The organism is Halomonas qaidamensis (genome assembly GCF_025917315.1).
GTDB classification, from domain to species: domain Bacteria; phylum Pseudomonadota; class Gammaproteobacteria; order Pseudomonadales; family Halomonadaceae; genus Vreelandella; species Vreelandella qaidamensis.
In genome coordinates, this window is sequence record NZ_CP080627.1 from 2,300,741 (window position 1) to 2,317,248 (window position 16,508).

16 protein-coding genes are annotated in these 16,508 nt (G+C 53.0%); 7 read left to right on the plus strand and 9 right to left on the minus strand.

The window, feature by feature from the left end; translation table 11 throughout:
• Window positions 1-32: 32 nt before the first annotated feature.
• Entirely contained in the window at window positions 33-716 is a 684-nt protein-coding gene (locus K1Y77_RS10675) for an NUDIX domain-containing protein (RefSeq protein WP_030072113.1), read from the minus strand.
• Window positions 717-821: 105 nt separating this feature from the next.
• Window positions 822-1,466, minus strand: coding sequence for a TRAP transporter TatT component family protein (locus K1Y77_RS10680; RefSeq protein ID WP_030072111.1), 645 nt, complete (start codon window positions 1,464-1,466; stop codon window positions 822-824).
• Window positions 1,467-1,643: 177 nt separating this feature from the next.
• Here K1Y77_RS10680 and greB point away from each other — a divergent pair, with 177 nt between their 5' ends.
• Window positions 1,644-2,177 (plus strand): transcription elongation factor GreB, encoded by a 534-nt coding sequence (greB, locus tag K1Y77_RS10685; protein ID WP_264018042.1) that lies wholly within the window; start codon window positions 1,644-1,646, stop codon window positions 2,175-2,177.
• Between the two features lie 26 nt (window positions 2,178-2,203).
• On the opposite strand, the gene K1Y77_RS10690 is transcribed toward greB, so the two are convergent.
• The 3 genes from K1Y77_RS10690 to K1Y77_RS10700 all read right to left on the minus strand — a co-directional run bounded on the left by K1Y77_RS10690 (window position 2,204) and on the right by K1Y77_RS10700 (window position 4,833).
• On the minus strand, window positions 2,204-2,932 hold the full coding sequence (locus tag K1Y77_RS10690) for an SIMPL domain-containing protein (protein ID WP_030072109.1): 729 nt from the start codon (window positions 2,930-2,932) through the stop codon (window positions 2,204-2,206).
• 81 nt (window positions 2,933-3,013) lie between these two features.
• Entirely contained in the window at window positions 3,014-4,003 is a 990-nt protein-coding gene (locus tag K1Y77_RS10695; protein WP_264018041.1) for a methyltransferase, read from the minus strand.
• Complete coding sequence (locus K1Y77_RS10700; protein ID WP_030072105.1) at window positions 4,000-4,833, minus strand: methyltransferase domain-containing protein; 834 nt, start codon at window positions 4,831-4,833, stop codon at window positions 4,000-4,002. Before K1Y77_RS10700 ends, K1Y77_RS10695 begins: the two co-directional genes overlap by 4 nt.
• A 205-nt stretch (window positions 4,834-5,038) precedes the next feature.
• Between K1Y77_RS10700 and K1Y77_RS10705 the strand changes: the two genes are divergently transcribed.
• The gene (locus K1Y77_RS10705) at window positions 5,039-6,058 is read left to right on the plus strand and encodes a potassium channel family protein (RefSeq protein WP_264428372.1); all 1,020 of its coding nucleotides are present in this window, start codon (window positions 5,039-5,041) and stop codon (window positions 6,056-6,058) included.
• Here the strand turns inward: K1Y77_RS10705 and K1Y77_RS10710 are convergent.
• Window positions 6,016-7,536 (minus strand): amidase, encoded by a 1,521-nt coding sequence (locus tag K1Y77_RS10710; protein ID WP_264428373.1) that lies wholly within the window; start codon window positions 7,534-7,536, stop codon window positions 6,016-6,018. The genes K1Y77_RS10705 and K1Y77_RS10710 overlap by 43 nt on opposite strands.
• Window positions 7,537-7,662: 126 nt before the next feature.
• Between K1Y77_RS10710 and K1Y77_RS10715 the strand changes: the two genes are divergently transcribed.
• The 5 genes from K1Y77_RS10715 (at window position 7,663) to K1Y77_RS10735 (ending at window position 12,721) form a co-directional block, all read left to right on the plus strand.
• Window positions 7,663-8,574 carry a BKACE family enzyme gene (locus K1Y77_RS10715; protein ID WP_264018036.1) on the plus strand — a complete coding sequence of 304 codons (912 nt, stop codon included), beginning with the start codon at window positions 7,663-7,665 and terminating at the stop codon, window positions 8,572-8,574.
• Window positions 8,571-9,527, plus strand: coding sequence for an L-carnitine dehydrogenase (locus K1Y77_RS10720; protein ID WP_264428374.1), 957 nt, complete (start codon window positions 8,571-8,573; stop codon window positions 9,525-9,527). The genes K1Y77_RS10715 and K1Y77_RS10720 overlap by 4 nt, the downstream gene beginning before the upstream one ends.
• Entirely contained in the window at window positions 9,527-9,982 is a 456-nt protein-coding gene (locus tag K1Y77_RS10725) for a thioesterase family protein (RefSeq protein ID WP_264428375.1), read from the plus strand. The genes K1Y77_RS10720 and K1Y77_RS10725 overlap by 1 nt, the downstream gene beginning before the upstream one ends.
• A 169-nt stretch (window positions 9,983-10,151) precedes the next feature.
• A complete protein-coding gene (locus K1Y77_RS10730; protein ID WP_264428376.1) occupies window positions 10,152-11,753 on the plus strand; it encodes a BCCT family transporter in 1,602 nt (533 codons plus the stop codon).
• A gap of 104 nt (window positions 11,754-11,857) precedes the next feature.
• Entirely contained in the window at window positions 11,858-12,721 is an 864-nt protein-coding gene (locus tag K1Y77_RS10735; RefSeq protein WP_264428377.1) for an alpha/beta hydrolase, read from the plus strand.
• On the opposite strand, the gene K1Y77_RS10740 is transcribed toward K1Y77_RS10735, so the two are convergent.
• From K1Y77_RS10740 to alr, 3 genes are all read right to left on the minus strand, one after another.
• The gene (locus K1Y77_RS10740) at window positions 12,712-13,659 is read right to left on the minus strand and encodes an ABC transporter substrate-binding protein (RefSeq protein WP_264428378.1); all 948 of its coding nucleotides are present in this window, start codon (window positions 13,657-13,659) and stop codon (window positions 12,712-12,714) included. The two genes, K1Y77_RS10735 and K1Y77_RS10740, sit on opposite strands and share 10 nt — an antisense overlap.
• Window positions 13,660-13,772: 113 nt before the next feature.
• Entirely contained in the window at window positions 13,773-14,744 is a 972-nt protein-coding gene (locus K1Y77_RS10745) for a GlxA family transcriptional regulator (protein WP_264018031.1), read from the minus strand.
• Between the two features lie 254 nt (window positions 14,745-14,998).
• On the minus strand, window positions 14,999-16,234 hold the full coding sequence (gene alr / locus K1Y77_RS10750) for an alanine racemase (protein ID WP_264018030.1): 1,236 nt from the start codon (window positions 16,232-16,234) through the stop codon (window positions 14,999-15,001).
• Window positions 16,235-16,508: the final 274 nt, after the last annotated feature.

Sequence of the window (16,508 nt, forward strand, 5' to 3'; positions counted from 1 at the left end):
TTTTCAGATTCGCTTGGCTTCAGTGTTTATTTTCACGGTTGGCTGTCCGCATTTGCAGTCACTGCACGGTGAGAGGCAGCACGCAACGAAGCTCGCTGGCTTGCCAGCCAATGCAGCCCAATCAAACACATGGCGTTGTCGAGTCTTCCCTTCTCTAGGAGTTCCCATGCCGTCGGGAAAGTTACCACATGAACACGAATATCTTCGTGCTCATCATCCAGCCCATGAATTCCCCCCATACCTTGGGTATCGACTAAACCACAAAAGAGGGTCACCCGTTCGTTACAGGCGCCGGGGCTTGGGTAATAGGTATGCAATTTAGTCAATGCGCCTACCTGGCAGCCTGACTCTTCCAACGCTTCACGGCGGGCAACGTCTTCAAGGGATTCGTCTTTATCTGCCAGTCCCGCCACCAGCTCTAACTTCCAAGGAGAAAGTGGGTCGTCAATCGCACCCGCACGAAACTGTTCAACAAGTACTAACGCATCGCGAGCAGGGTCGTAAAGCAGCACGCCAACAGCGTCAAAGCGGTTATGTACCTCGCGGCGCATCGTGTCGCTCCAGCCACCTTCGAAGAGACGATGCCGCAGCTCTAAGGCTTCCAAGCGGAAAAAACCCTGATAAAGGGTATCACGTTGGATTAGTTCGACATCATCTCGGCCCAGCTGAGGCGGCGCTGACGCGTCGGGCGCTAATACGTTAGGGCTAGCGACCATGAAGCACTCCCAGTGTTAACAATCGTTCTATTATCAATGCTTACCACTGGGAATGCCAACGCGCTTATCAACCCTTAAGGGAGGAAGGCTTAGAGGAAGGAAGGACTACAGCTCACTCAAAAGTTTCTCAGCATCTCGGCGCAGTGCTTCGTCAGAGGCTTGACGGCTTTCACGTGCCGTTCCTTCTACTGCGCGCTGAGCGTGCTCTCGCGCCGCCTGGGTATTGCCCTCTTCTTGCAAAAACGCTGCGTAGTAATAGTTCACATCAATACCGTCTGGGCGGATCTCTAGCGCACGTTGAAACATACGCTCAGCGGTATCGCTATTGCCAAAGCCTAACGGCCTACCTGGCGCACGATCATAAAGCGCACCAAGTGTGACATACGCCGACCCATTGCCACCCTGTGGGTCAAGCTCAATCGCCCGCTCCAACACATCGCGGGCATCGCCTGCAGTGCCTAATGCACCAAGCCCGCCACGTTCACGGGCATAAGACGCCAATATAATGCCTTGCCAAATCAGCACGTCCGCTTGATCAGAATGTTGGCTAGCAAGTTGCTCAGCCTCACTAGCAAGCGCTTTCAACGTACTCTCGCGCTCGTTAGCAGGCATTTCAGTGACGGTGTGTTCCCAGCGGTTTTTTAATGAAAATACCTCGCCTTCATAAGCCGACACGCTTAATGGGGCTAGCGCCAGCGCGCTGCCTAACGCCGCAGCAATGAGTAAGCGAGAAAAAGGCGTTGTATGCATAATGAGCTCCTGATTTATTTTTATGCTTTTCTAGCAAGTAATACGGTTAGTTTTGGGATTTAAAGCCCTCACCACACAATGTAACGAACGTTTGAATGAATCGCCAATAAATATGAGCTTTGTGAACAACACTCTCATTAGCGTAAGCTGGTACTCTTTATGGAGGTGGAAACCGCAATGAAAGGCCGCAACATGACGCGCTGGCGCGATCCAGCAAAAGACCCGCGCCAAGAACCTAAGAGCAACCTGATCACCGCAGAGGGCGCAGCTCGCTTGCGCGCTATTCTGGATCACCTATCACGGGTTAAACGTCCTGCTATTTCGGCCAAAGTCGGTGAAGCCGCCGCCCAGGGCGACCGCAGTGAAAATGCCGATTACACTTATAATAAAAAAGAGTTAAACCGCGTTATTGCGCGCATTGGTTACCTAACCAAGCGGTTGGACGAACTGCAAATTGTTGATCGCCTGCCCGCTGATACCAGCAAGGTTTTTTTCGGCGCGTACGTAAGTTTGGAAGATCAAAAGGGGGAGCACGTTCATCTTAGAATTGTTGGCCACGACGAAATCGACACTAAAAAACGCTGGATCAGTATCGATGCCCCCATGGCCAAAGCGCTACTGGGGAAAGAAGTAGACGACGATATTACCGTGCTCACACCCAATGGCGAGACGTTCTACACTATCACGGAGATTCGCTATCAGGGCATGTAACCACCGTCTACGTTAATGCGTTTGGGCTACCCTTCTAACGCGTAATCTACCGTGGTGACAACTCTGATTCGTTTGATATGGGGGGTATAGCTATCTAGATCCTCAATAGAAAAGTAGCCCTGGGTCGCTTGGCGTATTCCCCCTACCCCACTGCCAGAATCTTCTGCAAACTGCTGAGCCGCGTTGCGCGCATCTGCCGTCGCTTCAGCAATCATGTCAGGCTTAATGGCGTCTAGTCCGGTAAACAAAAACTCGGTGCGGTATTCATAGCTAGGCGATAACAGCACACCTTGCCGTACCAACGCTGTGGCCTGGGGCACCGCCTCTATCACACCACTAACATTATCAGTACGTAGCAGCAATGTGGCCTCAGCGCGATAGCGCTCATCTGGGCGCTCGCCACCATACATATTGCTAAATTGATCAGTAATACGCGGTGGCGTGACGCTGACGTTGCCCATATCAAAACCACGGGACTCCAGAAACTGGCGAACTAACTGCTCGTTGCTGGAAAGCTGCTGCTCCAAGTCAGAAAGCGAATTAGCATTGACGGTATAGTTCAGCGGCCATAACACCATATCCGCCGCTACTTCGCGCTCGGCCAAACCACGTACAGTGACGCTGCGTGAGGCTTGCTGCCAAACTTCAGCTGCGCCTTTAAAGTAACTGCCGCCCCATACCAGTCCCAACGCTAACAAACCGCCTAATAGTAAGGCGCTACCAACAATGGCCGTCGTACGAACGTTTGCTGACATGTCACTCTCCTTCACACGTGAAGCCGAAACACGGCTAGCTACCTTGCATCATAGACGCAAACTAATAAGCGATTACACTCGTTATTTAGCAGCCCGATACACTTTAAAGCGCCGATTATCTGCCAGAACCTCAAAGTCTTGAAAGACCCGCTGCAGGTGATCGGGATAAGGCAAGAAGCCATTCGCGACAATCACCAAGCGCCCGCCCGCCCGCAGATGCGGGGGGGCTTCGCTGATCAAACGGTGACTTGGCCCATAGGTGATCTCTCGCTCCTGGTGAAACGGCGGATTACTGATGATCAGATCAAACTGCTCATTCTCAAGCGCTGAATAAACATCGCTCTCAAGTACCCGGCCGCTCAACTGGTTGGCTGCTAACGTTCGGCGGCACGCTTCTACTGCAAACGCGCTAACATCCACAGCGGTGACTTGGTGGCCTCGCTGAGCTAACCAAGCACTAATAATGCCGTCGCCGCAGCCCACATCCAGTACGTTGAGCGGCTTTTTGGACAAGCTAGCCTCGATGCTTTCGAGCATCAAACGCGTGCCCTCATCCACCTTGCCGTGACCAAAGACACCAGGATGGCTAACCAATTTTAAATCCAGCGCTTCAAAGGTTTGCCAAGCGTTAACCGGCGGCTCCATCGCTATCGTGCGAGTGGCAAACAGTGAGCAACGCCGCGCGTTATCGAGCTTATCGCAGCGCATGCCCAGCTCGCTCAGTATCTTTGGCACGCGCTTGATGCCGCCTTGGTGCTCACCCACCACATCAAGCGGAGTGTTTTCTGGCAATACATTGCACAACCATGTCAACCACCAAATTCCCAGCTGATGGGCTTTCGGCCAGAACAGCACTACCTGCCCAGCCTGCTCAACAAACGGAGCATCAAACGGGCTAGCGGCGGATTTACCACTGGATGCCCACTGCTCGCGCAGCGCTACATCCCCACTGATCATGGCTGTTGAATGAGCTTGCAGCCAACCATCAGCAGGCGGTGCAACGGGCCATAAATGAGCCGATTGACCATAGAAACGTTCAAGAAGTTGGCAAGCGGGCAGTTGAGCGCTCATACATCAGCCTCGGGTTTAGTGAAGGTATAAAGTAAATAGCGGCCTAGCCGCCAGTGAGGGTCTTGGCGACAATACTGCTTTTCAAGCGCCAGCAGCGTTGCCTGCTCGCTCCCTTCCGTGGAAGGATGGCGCAAATAATCTTGAAAAATTCGAATTCCGGCAACGCCTTCCATGACAAGGCCATTATTTACTGCCCACTGGCACATTTCATCGTGGGTGACCGGGGAAATCGGCGTCAAGCGCTGGCGCTTACCCTTGCCTTCCAACTGATCGCTCAACGCTTTTTTTAAGTTGCCTTTAACGACATTAGAAAAACGTAAGGCATCGCGGTTAAACACCATCAAACTTAACTGCCCACCTGGGGCGAGCAGACTTGCAAGCGTTTGCACAGCCTGCTCAGGCTCTCCTAGCCACTCAAGCACGGCGTGACAGGTGATGAGCGGCCAAGGCCCAGGCGCTTGCTGCGGCAGCAACTGAAGTGGCGCGGCAAGGTAGCGAAGCTGTTCTACCGGCCAAGCGCCTGCAGCACTTCGCTCTGCATGCCACGCGCTGGCATGGGCCAGCATATCTTGAGAGGGTTCGGCCATGGTGACCGCGTGTCCGCGCTCAGCAAACCACCCCGAGAGCTGTCCTAAACCACCACCCACATCAAGCACAGGCTGCTCGGTTAAATGCAGCATTTGCGGCAGCAAATAATCAAGCATTGCTAGGCGCAGCTCGCCACGGGGCGCTTGATAGAGCGAACGCGAGAACTTATCGACCAAACCGTCGAAATAGCGGTCACCCGCCTGGGTTAGCTCATAGCTTGTTGAGGTGGGGATTGAATGCATGTCCGCCCGCGCTTCAGATAAAGGGCGGCTAGTTTACCCTGTATATCGGCAGCGTTCTAACCAGTTTCATGCGATAAAAAAACCGTGGCCTCTCCACGTTTTTCAGCGCCTTATTGGCGTTATTGGCAAGGCGTTGTTACCTTTTAATTAGCCAGAGCATGTCGTTATCACGGAAGAGAGACACCATCACGGAAGAGAGGTTCTCATGATAGAAAACCTTACGACAGTAAATATAGTAATCGGGTTGTTAGGCATCAGCCTTATCATACTGGGTAATTACGATGCGATTAAAACAACGCTGTCGGCATCCCGTTCAGGCCCCTTTACTAATCGATTTATCAGTCAAATTTGGGCAGTGCTTCTTTACTTCCACCAACGTCGCTCAAATCACAAAATGCTGGCCTCAACGGGCCCATGGATGACCGTTGGCCTCATGGTCACTTGGCTGGTAGTTATTTTACTGGGCTGGTGGCTGTTATTTTCTGCCTCGCCACTAGCGGTCGTTAATGCAGAAACAAAACAACCAGCAGACGCTATCGAAAGGCTCTACTACGCAGGCTATACCATTACCACACTGGGCTATGGTGACTTCGTGCCTAGCACAAATAGCTGGCGTATTGCGCCAATAGCAGCAGCGGCCAATGGCTTTTTTCTATTCACACTGACCATCACTTATATGCTGAACATCGTGGCCAATGTAACCGAAAAACGGCAAATTGCGCTCACTATCAGTGCGCTAGGCGAAACACCCTGGCAAATTCTGGAAGCCACCCATGACAACGGCAACTTTCAAAGCCTCAGTCAACAGCTTCAATCGCTCCAAGCTTCTATCGGAAAGCTAGGCCAGCAACACCTCGCCTACCCTATTCTTCACTACTACCATGCCACAGAACGCAGTAAGTCACTCGCTTTAGCGCTAACACGCCTTTACCAAGCGCTAATCATCGCCAAGGTAAGCTGCCACGATATAGACAGCACCGCCAAGCAGCAGCTGACTACCAGCATAAAAATAATAGAGAGTTTTATAGCAACGCTAGACAGCGCGTTCATTACCGCCGTGAAGGAACTGCCAGAACTACCTAAGCTTGATACCTATCAGCAGTTGTCTGGTATTGCGGCCTCTCAAAGCACGTTACAAAAACATCTTTCCAGCGAAAACCAAAAAGTGTTGGCCGCTTACGTTCATAAAGATGGCTGGGCCTGGGAGGATGTTTGGCGCACCTGACACTGCCAGTCATCATGCTGTTCCATGGCAGCCGCCAGCTGTAGCAGCTGTTTGTCTTCACCAAGGCGCCCCACCACTTGCACACCAACCGGTAGACCATTTGCCGCCACATGAAAAGGCACTGACATAGCAGGCTGCCCGGTAAGGTTCGCCAGCTGGGTAAACGGCGTGCGGCTAAGCGCATCCACTGCTAAGCGCTTCAGCATGCCCGCTTTTAATGCCAGTGATGGCACACCTGGAACAGCCAACAACGACATTAGCCGCTCACGGGCGGCAGAAGGATAAAGCTCACCTATCGCAGGGGCAGTATCCGCCGCTACCGGCAATACCAACGCATCATAGCGCTGGTGAAACCGGCTCATCTGCTCGCTGGCCGTATGCCAATAGCGCTTAGCCAGCTCGTAATCACGCGCTGAAAGCTTAGCGCCCAGCCTACCAATAGCGCGGGTAGAAGGCTCAATCGCTAGCCGATGCACCGGCACGCCGGTTTGCTGGCTTACCCATTGAAGGTCAGCAGCTAAATGGCCTAGATACAGCGTCAGATAGCTGTCCGCCAACGCTTCGCCATCCACTGGTGGGTCACACCACTCCACCTCATGTCCCAACTCGGTCAGCGCCTTGGCGGATTTTTCAACGGCTATTTTTATATCTGCACTTATCTGGGTACCCAGGCCATGACTCAAAAAACCACCCATCGACACGGCGATACGCAGTGGCTTAGCAGAAGATGACAACGCCGCCACATATCCCGTTTCACGAGGTACTGGATAAGGGCCGGAAGGTGCCATGCCGTTGATCTGCTCTAACAGCGCCGCACTATCGCGCACACTTCGGGTGATAGCATGCTCTATCACCGCACCCTGCCATACTTCTCCGTGGGCAGGCGCTAACGGCACCCGCCCACGGGAAGGTTTAAAACCGAACAAACCACAATAACTGGCAGGAATGCGGATAGAACCACCGCCATCGCCTGCCAGTGCAATAGGCACCATCCCGCTGGCGACCGCCGCTGCGGCACCACCGCTTGAGCCGCCAGGAGAATAACCCTTACGACACGGGTTGTACGGGTGGGGAAATGCCTTAGGTTCCGTAATCCCCATTAGCCCTAACTCCGGCGTTGCGGTTTGCCCCATCACCACTAACCCAGCCTCACGCACACGCCGAATAAGCAGTGAATCTTCTTTAGGGCACCACGCTGACAGCGAGGCGCTGCCAAACGCCAGCGGCTCGCCAGCTAGAGCCATTAATAAATCTTTACTTAGCGTTGGAACTCCAGCAAACACCGCGCTTTCCAGCACTTGGTCACACTCGTGTTTAGCTTTGTCGAAGCGTGTTCTCACTACTGCATGCAGAGACGGATTAAGCGTTTCAATTGCCGCCACCGCTGCATCAAACACCTCTGACTGGCTTACCTCTCGACGGCGAATCAGCTCAGCAAGACCGGTGGCATCGTACTTCTGGTAGTCCTCAGGATGCATCGCATTAACTCCGTTTAATTAACAACGACGCTTTATGTGCATCTAGCGTCGCTTAATGACAATCGCTATCTCGCTATCTCTCCATACTTAAGTACGTTATTCATAGCTACTGTCAAGGAGCGGCCAATGAACCGCAACGTTATTTTAACCTGTGCTGTCACCGGCGCAGGCGATACCACTGGCAAAAATCCCCATGTGCCTATCACGCCCCAACAGATCGCGAACGACTGTATTACCGCCGCGAAAGCGGGTGCCAGCGTTGCGCATATTCATGTACGGGACCCTAACACCGGCGGTATCAGCCACTCTCTTGATCACTTTCGCGAAGTAATGGAACGCGTACGCGAAGCGAATGTGGATATCGTCATGAATATTACCGCTGGCGGTGGCGGTGATTGGATTCCCGACCTCCAAGATCCTACCCGCGGTGGCCCCGGCACAGATATCCAGACGCCTGCCCAACGCCATGAACCTGTAGGCGAACTATTGCCTGAACTCTGCACCCTAGACTGCGGTAGCCTCAACTTTGGCGATATGGTCTACGTTAATCCTGCCGACTGGCTACGCGAGCATGCTCGCTTGGTACAAGCTGCTGGCGTTAAACCAGAGCTAGAGTGTTTTGACTTAGGCCATGTCTGGTTCGCCAGGCAGTTACAACAAGAAGGCCTGATTGATGGTGACCCTCTTTATCAGCTTTGTTTAGGCATTCCCTGGGGCGCTGAAGCCGATACAGAAAGTATGCTGGCGATGCGCAACAAGCTCCCAGAAAACGCCCATTGGGCAGCCTTCGGCATCGGTCGCCATCAGATGCCTATGGCAGCTCAAGCGATACTACTAGGCGGCCATGCCCGCGTCGGCCTCGAAGACAACCTCTTTCTAAAAAAAGGTGTCCTGGCCACTAACGGACAACTGGTAGACCATGCCGCCACGCTGATTGAGAACCTTGGCGGCCGAATCATGACCCCCGCAGAGACACGTGCCCATTTGTCCCTACGCGATCCCAAAACCGGGACTGTCAGTGCGGGAGGTGGCGTATGAACCATCAACTTAGCGTGATAGGAACCGGCGTTATTGGCAATGGCTGGATTGCTCGCGCCTTGGCACAAGGTTGGGATGTCGTGGCCTTTGACCCAGACCCCAAGGCCCCAGCACGCACCCATGCCTTTATTGAAAATGCCTGGCCCTCCTTACAACGTCTTGGCTTAGCAGAAAGCGCCAGCCCAACACGCTTACGGTTCGTCGATAGCGTAGAGGAGGCGGTTATTGGTGCTGACTTAATTCAGGAAAACGTACCTGAGCGGCTTGAGCTTAAGCGCGAAATGCTTGCGGCGCTGGATGCGGCTGCGGAAAAGCACGTTATTATCGGTTCTTCCACATCCGGCTTTAAACCCAGCGACTTGCAGCAAGACTGCCATAACGCTCCTGGGCGAGTTATCGTGGCTCACCCCTTCAATCCCGTCTATCTATTGCCATTAGTGGAGCTTGTTGGCGGTGACGCCACCACGCCTGACCAACTAGCGCGTGCCCAGGCCCACTATCAAGCACTTGCCATGCGGCCACTGGTTGTGCGCCGGGAAATTGAGGGGCATATTGCTGACCGCCTGATGGAAGCGCTTTGGCGCGAAGCGCTGCACTTGGTTAACGACGGCGTTGCCACTACTGAGGAAATAGACGCCGCGGTGGTCTACGGCTGCGGCCTGCGCTGGTCGCTGATGGGAACATTTTTGACCTTCCATCTCGCGGGGGGAGAACAAGGTATGCGTCATATGTTGGAACAGTTTGGCCCAGCGCTGAAACTGCCCTGGACGAAGCTTGAAGCCCCCGAGCTTACCAACGACCTTATTGATCGTGTGGTAGATGGCTGCGAGCATCAAGCTGCTGGGCGCTCGGTGGCCGAACTTGACAGCCGCCGTGATGACTTCCTGGTGGAACTACTTGGCCTGGTACAAAAATATTGGCCCGAAGCCGAAGGCTTGGAAGGACGTATCTGATGGTGATTTTAGAAAGCCGCGTCGCCTCAGCATGGGTCGATTACAACGGCCATATGAACGATGCTGAATACGCTCGGGTATTCTCGCTAGCGGTAGAGGCGCTGATGGAGCATATCGGCCTGGATACTCCAAGCCGCGCGCACTTCGGCTACACGATTTATACCCTTGAGACGCATCTTTGTTACCGCCGCGAGGCCCACGAGGGGCAGCCACTCAGCGTGGCGCTAACCCTGCTGGATCGCGACACCAAACGTCTGCATGTTTTCTTTAAGCTACATGATGAGGCTAACAATCTGTTGGCCACCAGCGAGCAGATGCTGATGGGCATTGATAGCTATACCGGGCGACCCGCTCCCTTCCCTGCCCCCATTGAAGACGCCATTGCGGCTCTACCTCAAGCTGAGCCTTCGGTCTGGCCGGAATTGGCTAACCGCACTATCGCTATACGTCGTTGAAGCTTCAGTGAAAAAAACATGAACCGCCCGCAACCCGGGCGGTTCACCGGGACCGCCGGCCCGACGTCCGGCCCATGAGGACAAGAATATCGCTACGCCAACTCCCCCCCATTGTCCCTCTCCGCCTTCACACAACAGTTCACCTAAGGTCGAGCTCAGCACTGACTACATGGTAACTGAGCTAGCACAAGGCGGTTTCTTCCAAGGCATGCACAAGGGAATGACGCTAACCGCTAGCGGCCTAGTGCTGCTCTTCGTGCTTTTCACAGGACTAGGTTCAGATACAGCGGGCAGCGTGTTTGGAGCAACACGTGCCTGGATTGAAAGCACTTTCAGCGGCTACTATCTAGTTACTGTCATGCTACTACTGGTGGTATGCGCTTTTATTGTTTTCAGTCGCTATGGCAGCATACGGCTTGGCCCTGATGACAGCCGCCCCGAGTTCAGCAACTTTGCGTGGTTTGCAATGCTGTTCTCTGCGGGGATTGGTATTGGTATCCTTTTTTTTGGCGTCGCTGAGCCAATCTTCTATCTTGACGATACCGGTGCGTTTGGCTACCCCAACAACCCCCATGCGGACATGGCGGGAGCCACCGCCATCGGCTATGAACGCGCTATTGATGCATTACGCGTTACCGTTTTTCACTGGGGTCTTCACGGCTGGGCCATCTATGTCATTGTCGGTATGTCACTGGCGTATTTCGCTTATCGTAAAGGGTTGCCTCTCGCACTGCGCTCGGCGCTTTACCCCTTTATAGGTGAACGCATCTTTGGCCCTATCGGCCACCTATTCGATATCCTTGGTGTGCTGGGCTGTGTCTTTGGCGTAGCTACGTCGCTGGGGCTTGGGGTTAGCCAGATGGCTGTGGGCTTAGAGCGACTTATGGGTATCGATCCTGGGTTAAATACTCAGCTGATGCTCATTACAGGCATTTCAATTATCTCAATACTTTCTGCGGTGACTGGTGTGCGCGGCGGTATTCGACTTATTTCTGAAATGAATATTTGGGTATCGTTAGTCGTAGTGGGGGTTTTTCTCATTGGCGGGCCCACGTTGTGGCTCATCATGGCGTTTGGAGAGACCTTGCTAGACTACGCTATCAACGTCATTCCCATGGGACTTTGGTACGCAGATGAGGAAGGAGCAACCGCATGGCAACAGGGTTGGACAATCTTCTACTGGGGCTGGTGGCTAGCCTGGGCGCCCTTTGTCGGGCTGTTCATCGCCCGCATTTCCAAGGGCCGCACTTTGCGTGAGTTTGTATTGGGCGTTCTGTTAGTACCGACCCTGATCATTTTTGTTTGGCTGATCATCTTTGGCGGCAACGCCATGTATCAGGAGCTATATGCAACGAGCGGCCCTGGTAGCGCCGGTATTATCGAGCTGGTTAACGCTTGGAACCTGCCCTCAGCACTGTTTGCTACAGCCGATAACATTGTTGGCGGAGGCACCTTTGGATGGCTACTCTCCGCCATGATGGTCTTCCTGCTGATGAGTTGGTTTGTCACCTCTTCAGACTCCGGCACCTTGGTACTAACCACCATTTTGTCACTAGGCGACAGTGAGCCACCCAGGCGCTTCCGCGTTTTCTGGGGCGTGGTAATTGGCTTAGTGGCAGCAGTGTTGTTGGTTGCCGGTGGCCTGAACGCACTGCAAACGGCACTTATTGCTGCTGCCTTACCGCTAAGTGTTGTTGTGCTCGTGATGACCGCAGGTGTACTACTTTCGCTATTTCGCGAAACACTCGATGCACGACGCAAAAGACGCTGATTTAACAATCCCGATGACATCAGGCGTGCTTAACGGCAGCGCCTGATTGTCAGTGAGAGACAGCCTCAAACCAACGCACTAACGACTTACTGGTGGAGCTGCTAATGGACATAAACGCTTTTATCGCCCGCTTCGATGCGGGCTTAAAAGATATCGAAAATGGCTCTCCTGCAGTGGCACGCCAACGTTACGAACAATTATGCCAAACGTTTGCGCCGCCTAATCCGTCAGGCATGACAATCACTGACGAAACCTGGAAAAGCGTAGCCCTCCGACACTTTATCCCTGCATCCGCTCAGTCTGGCCAAGTGCTATACATTCACGGGGGAGGATTTACCCTGGGGTCTATCGACAGCCATCATGGCGTTGCAGCAAGCCTTGCAGAGCAGCTAAAGCGCCACGTTATCAGTATCAGCTATTGCTTAGCGCCTGAAGCGAGCTACCGCAACATGCTAGAAGGGTGCCTCAAAGTTGCTAAGGCTACAAAGCCCATCGCAGTGGTAGGCGACAGCGCTGGCGGACGCATAGCTATAGATTTAGCGCCCTTACTGCATCGTTCTTTACTGCATCGCTCTTTATTGCATCGTTCTTTACTGGTAGGACTCATCTATCCGCCGGTCGGCAAATTAAATCAGCAAACACTGGGAGCCGATGCTCCGTTACTTAGCCGGCACGATGTTTTGTCACTCATCCCCTACTGCCCGTGGATTGGCAACCACGTCGATACATTTCCACCGGAGATGCAGATTGAGGTTCTTTCAGTTGAGCACGACCCTTTAACCGCACCGCTTGAAAAAGCCGTTGCCTCCTGGCGGGACAGCGGTATGCAGGTAGGCTATCGCTGTGCAAAAAACATGGTTCATGCGGCATTACATGCCCACGCTGACCTGCCTGAAATGCAAAGCGCTTGGCAAGATTTTTGCCAAGCGCTTAACAAACGGCTAACACAAAATAGTAGCTACTGGTAAGTCGAACGCACCGCCTGTATCGCGGGCTGCCCATCTCTAGCCATTACGCCATCCAGCCATGTCTCTACGGTATCTAAATTAGCACTAATCCACTCAGAGGCTACCTCGTCAGCCGGAAGATCCTCATAGCTGTAGTGATGCACCCACGCGTTTTGATCCTCAATATCCACTACATATTGCGAAAGAAAACGGTGCAACTGGGGATCTTCCTCAGCCAAATTGGCCGGCACGATGGTCCAAACCGTGCTCTCAATTTGAGCGATGCCCGCCTCATCGGCATCATCCAGGTAAGCCATGTCGAAGCTGACGTTCATCCAGTGGGGCTCCCAACCAACAAACGTCACCCACTCTTCATTCGCCATCTTTTGCTCAGCCTGCGCCAACATAGCGGCAGTGGAGCTTTCACGCAGACGCCAATCTCCTAAGCCTACAATATCATTATCAATAGCCGCCAGAATGGCCGTGTTAATTCCGGTGCCCGCCTCGATGCCCTGAATTTCACCGTCAAAACGGTCACGGTAGGCATCCAGGTCGGCCACCGATGTCACGCCAGCATCGTAAACATACTGAGGAACCACCAGACCTGAATTCGCCCCCTGGATATTGGAGACCAATTTTTCAATTTTATCGTCAGCAACCAGTGGCTCTACCATATCGGTTTGTACCGGATACCAGCCGCCCAGATAGACATCCACATCGTTGCGCGCTAGTCCCTCAAGAATCACACTTACCGCCAAACCGCGCTGACTTGTTTGATAGCCCATCGCCTCCATCAACTGAGCTGCCACTTCGGATTTTACAGTGACACCTGGCCAGGGGGGGACGCCAAACCTTACTTCATCAAGGTCCGCTGCGGCTGGACCTGCCAACGCCAACACTGCCAATCCTGCGGTGCTAAGTGCCGACATGCCCTTCAAACCACCGAGTGCGTTCTTCATTATAGTGTCCTCTTTTGGCGATATACCTCACCAAGTTTGACGGCTAGACAAGAATAGAAACGACACAAAGCGACATTACCTACGCATAAAACGACAACCATATCGTTCAACGCTCAGTTACCGGCCTGTTGGCGTGCTTCTATCGGTGAGCAGCCGAAGTGACCGCGGAACGCCCTGGCAAAGCTTGAACTAGAACTAAAACCGCAGGCTACCCCTATGGCAAGAACACTCATATCAGTTTCATTTAACAAGCGATGAGCACGATGAAGGCGAAGTTGCTGATACCACTGACGCGGCGACACGTTTAGGTACTGTTCAAAAAGTCGCTGCAATTGACGAGATGACACACCGCTTCGGTGGGCAATCTCGGCCATTGCAAGAGGCTCTTCTAAATGTCTCTCCATTAATGCAACGGCTTCCACTAAACGCCGGTTATGGGTACCTAACCGCTGCGCTAACGACATCCGCTGTTGGTCGCTGCGGCTGCGTAAACGCTCATGAATAAGTTGTTCAGAAACATCGACCGCCAGCTTGGAACCATGCCGTCTAGCGATTACTGCTAAGGCCATATCCATGGCGGCGGCACCGCCCGCACAGGAAAAACGCCGCTCCCCGATCTCAAATAATTCGTCGGACGTTTCAATCGTAGGAAAACGCTCACGGAAGACCGGCAAGCTCTCCCAGTGCAAGGTGATCCTCTCTCCCTTCAATAGTTGAGCAGCAGCTAAGATAAAGCCTCCGGTGTCCAACCCACCTAGGGCACAACCGGATTGATCAAGCCGGTGCAGCCATGAAATGAGCGCCCGGTCTAAATGGTCCTCAGGCTCAAAACCGCTACACACCGCCAACGAGGGCAAATCAAAACCACCCCCCATCGGCTGATCGGCTAATAGCGTCATGCCATTGCTTGCGGTAACAGGCTCACCATCACGGCTAAATAGCGTCCACTCAAACAAGGTTTGACCACTAATACGATTAGCAATTCGTAACGGTTCCACCGCAGAAAAAAACGCCATCATTGAAAAGCGCGGTAGCAATAAAAAACCGACGCGCTCAGGCAGTGGACCAGAATAGTGCAGGCGCAAAATAATTCCTCAATATCAGCGTTTGTTCTGCTATTGCTCACAGTTATCAGCGATTTAAATAAGCATGGTAACAACAATAAACAAGCGTTATCGGGGTATCACAATTATTGATAGCGCTGAGCGGCTTGGCTTAGTCAAACAGTGCCAAAAAGCCACCCCGCTCGAATAAGCGGGGTGGCTTGATAAACCATGCTAATTGGTCACAGTCTTTGCTAGAAAAATCACTCGCTATCGCTATTCATGTCACTTTCACTTTATTCGCTATCGCTTGGACGCAACACCTTCGGATTTGAGTTTCCCCACACCGTGTAAAGGTCGGCGAGTAACGCACTATTGAGGTCTTCAAGTTCACCAATGGTAATTCGCTCGTCACCCTGGAGTCCGTAAAGCACGACTTCATCACCCGGTGCCACTCCCTCCACATCCGTCACGTCTACCATGGTCGTGTTCATCGACACTCTTCCCATGACCGGCACTCGCTCACCGTTGACCAGTACAAATGCGGCGTCACTGAAAACACGCCGATAGCCGTCAGAATAACCGACGGGCAAATTCGCCAGTAGGCTATCGCGCTCCAACACCCTGACGTTATCGTAACCAACTCCGCTGCCTTGCGCGTAATCGTTGACCGACGCTACCCGCGTGCGAAACGACATCACCGGTTTAAACTGCTCATAATGAGGTAGATCGCCATACAGCAAGCCACCTGGGCGCACCATATCAAGGCGTGCTTCAGGCACTTCCATGGTGGCAAATGAATTGGCGGCATGCAGCGTTAGCGCATCTCGATCCAGGTTAGCCGTCTCGATTAACCAATCACTTTGCTCGTGAAACGCCTCTAGCCCTTGGCGAACAAAATCTTCATCTTCAAACGCGAAGTGGGTCATGATGCCCACCAGCTCCAACGATGCCAAGTCTTGAAGCTCTAACGCTTCCTGGCGTCCTGCTTCACTATCAAGCGCCATGCCGTTACGCCCCATACCGCCGGCATTCAGGCCCAAATGATAGCGCAGTGTTACCCCTGCCTCGGCTGCATCGCTGGATGCTTGCCGAGCGGCGGTTATATCCCCGAATAGCTCTTCCATACTGTAATCAAATGCACCGCGAACTTCTTCTGGTGTTGCACTGCGTACGCGCATTAAACGCCCATCGAAACCAGACGCCCGAACAACCCGCGCTTCTTCGTTACTCGCCACACCAATACAAGGAATACCTAACGCGATCACAGAAGGCATTAAATTCGCAATGCCATGACCATAAGCATCGGCCTTCATAATGGCGCAGAGATCCGCTTCTTCGCCAAGCAGTTCCTGAACACCACGAACGTTCCCTTCAAAAGCCGATTGCGAGATTTCCACCCAGGCATTGGCACTTAAGTGTTCTGGGCTATCAACTAGCAATGCTTGGTCACTGAGCAGCGGCGCCGCATAACTCGTACTGGTGATAGTGGCAGCAACGGCGGCAGCTAACAGGGTTAGTGGATATTTCATTATCAAATCCTTGATTAGTTTTCATTGTTAAGAACCCACTGCTCACACTAACCCGCCTTAATAATTCTTAACGATAGCGCGTGCCGCGTTTATTAAAAAAAGCAGTGCTAACACGCAATAAGGCTAGGCTTTCATCTGTTTGACACCCTCACCTCTCTCAGCTTGTGCTGCCGCTTTGCCACCCACTGATGGCGGTTGAAGTTTTTCTAAGTGACCATTTAAGCAGCGAAGAAACATCATGAGAAATTTGCTGACATCGACAATGGTGACTAGG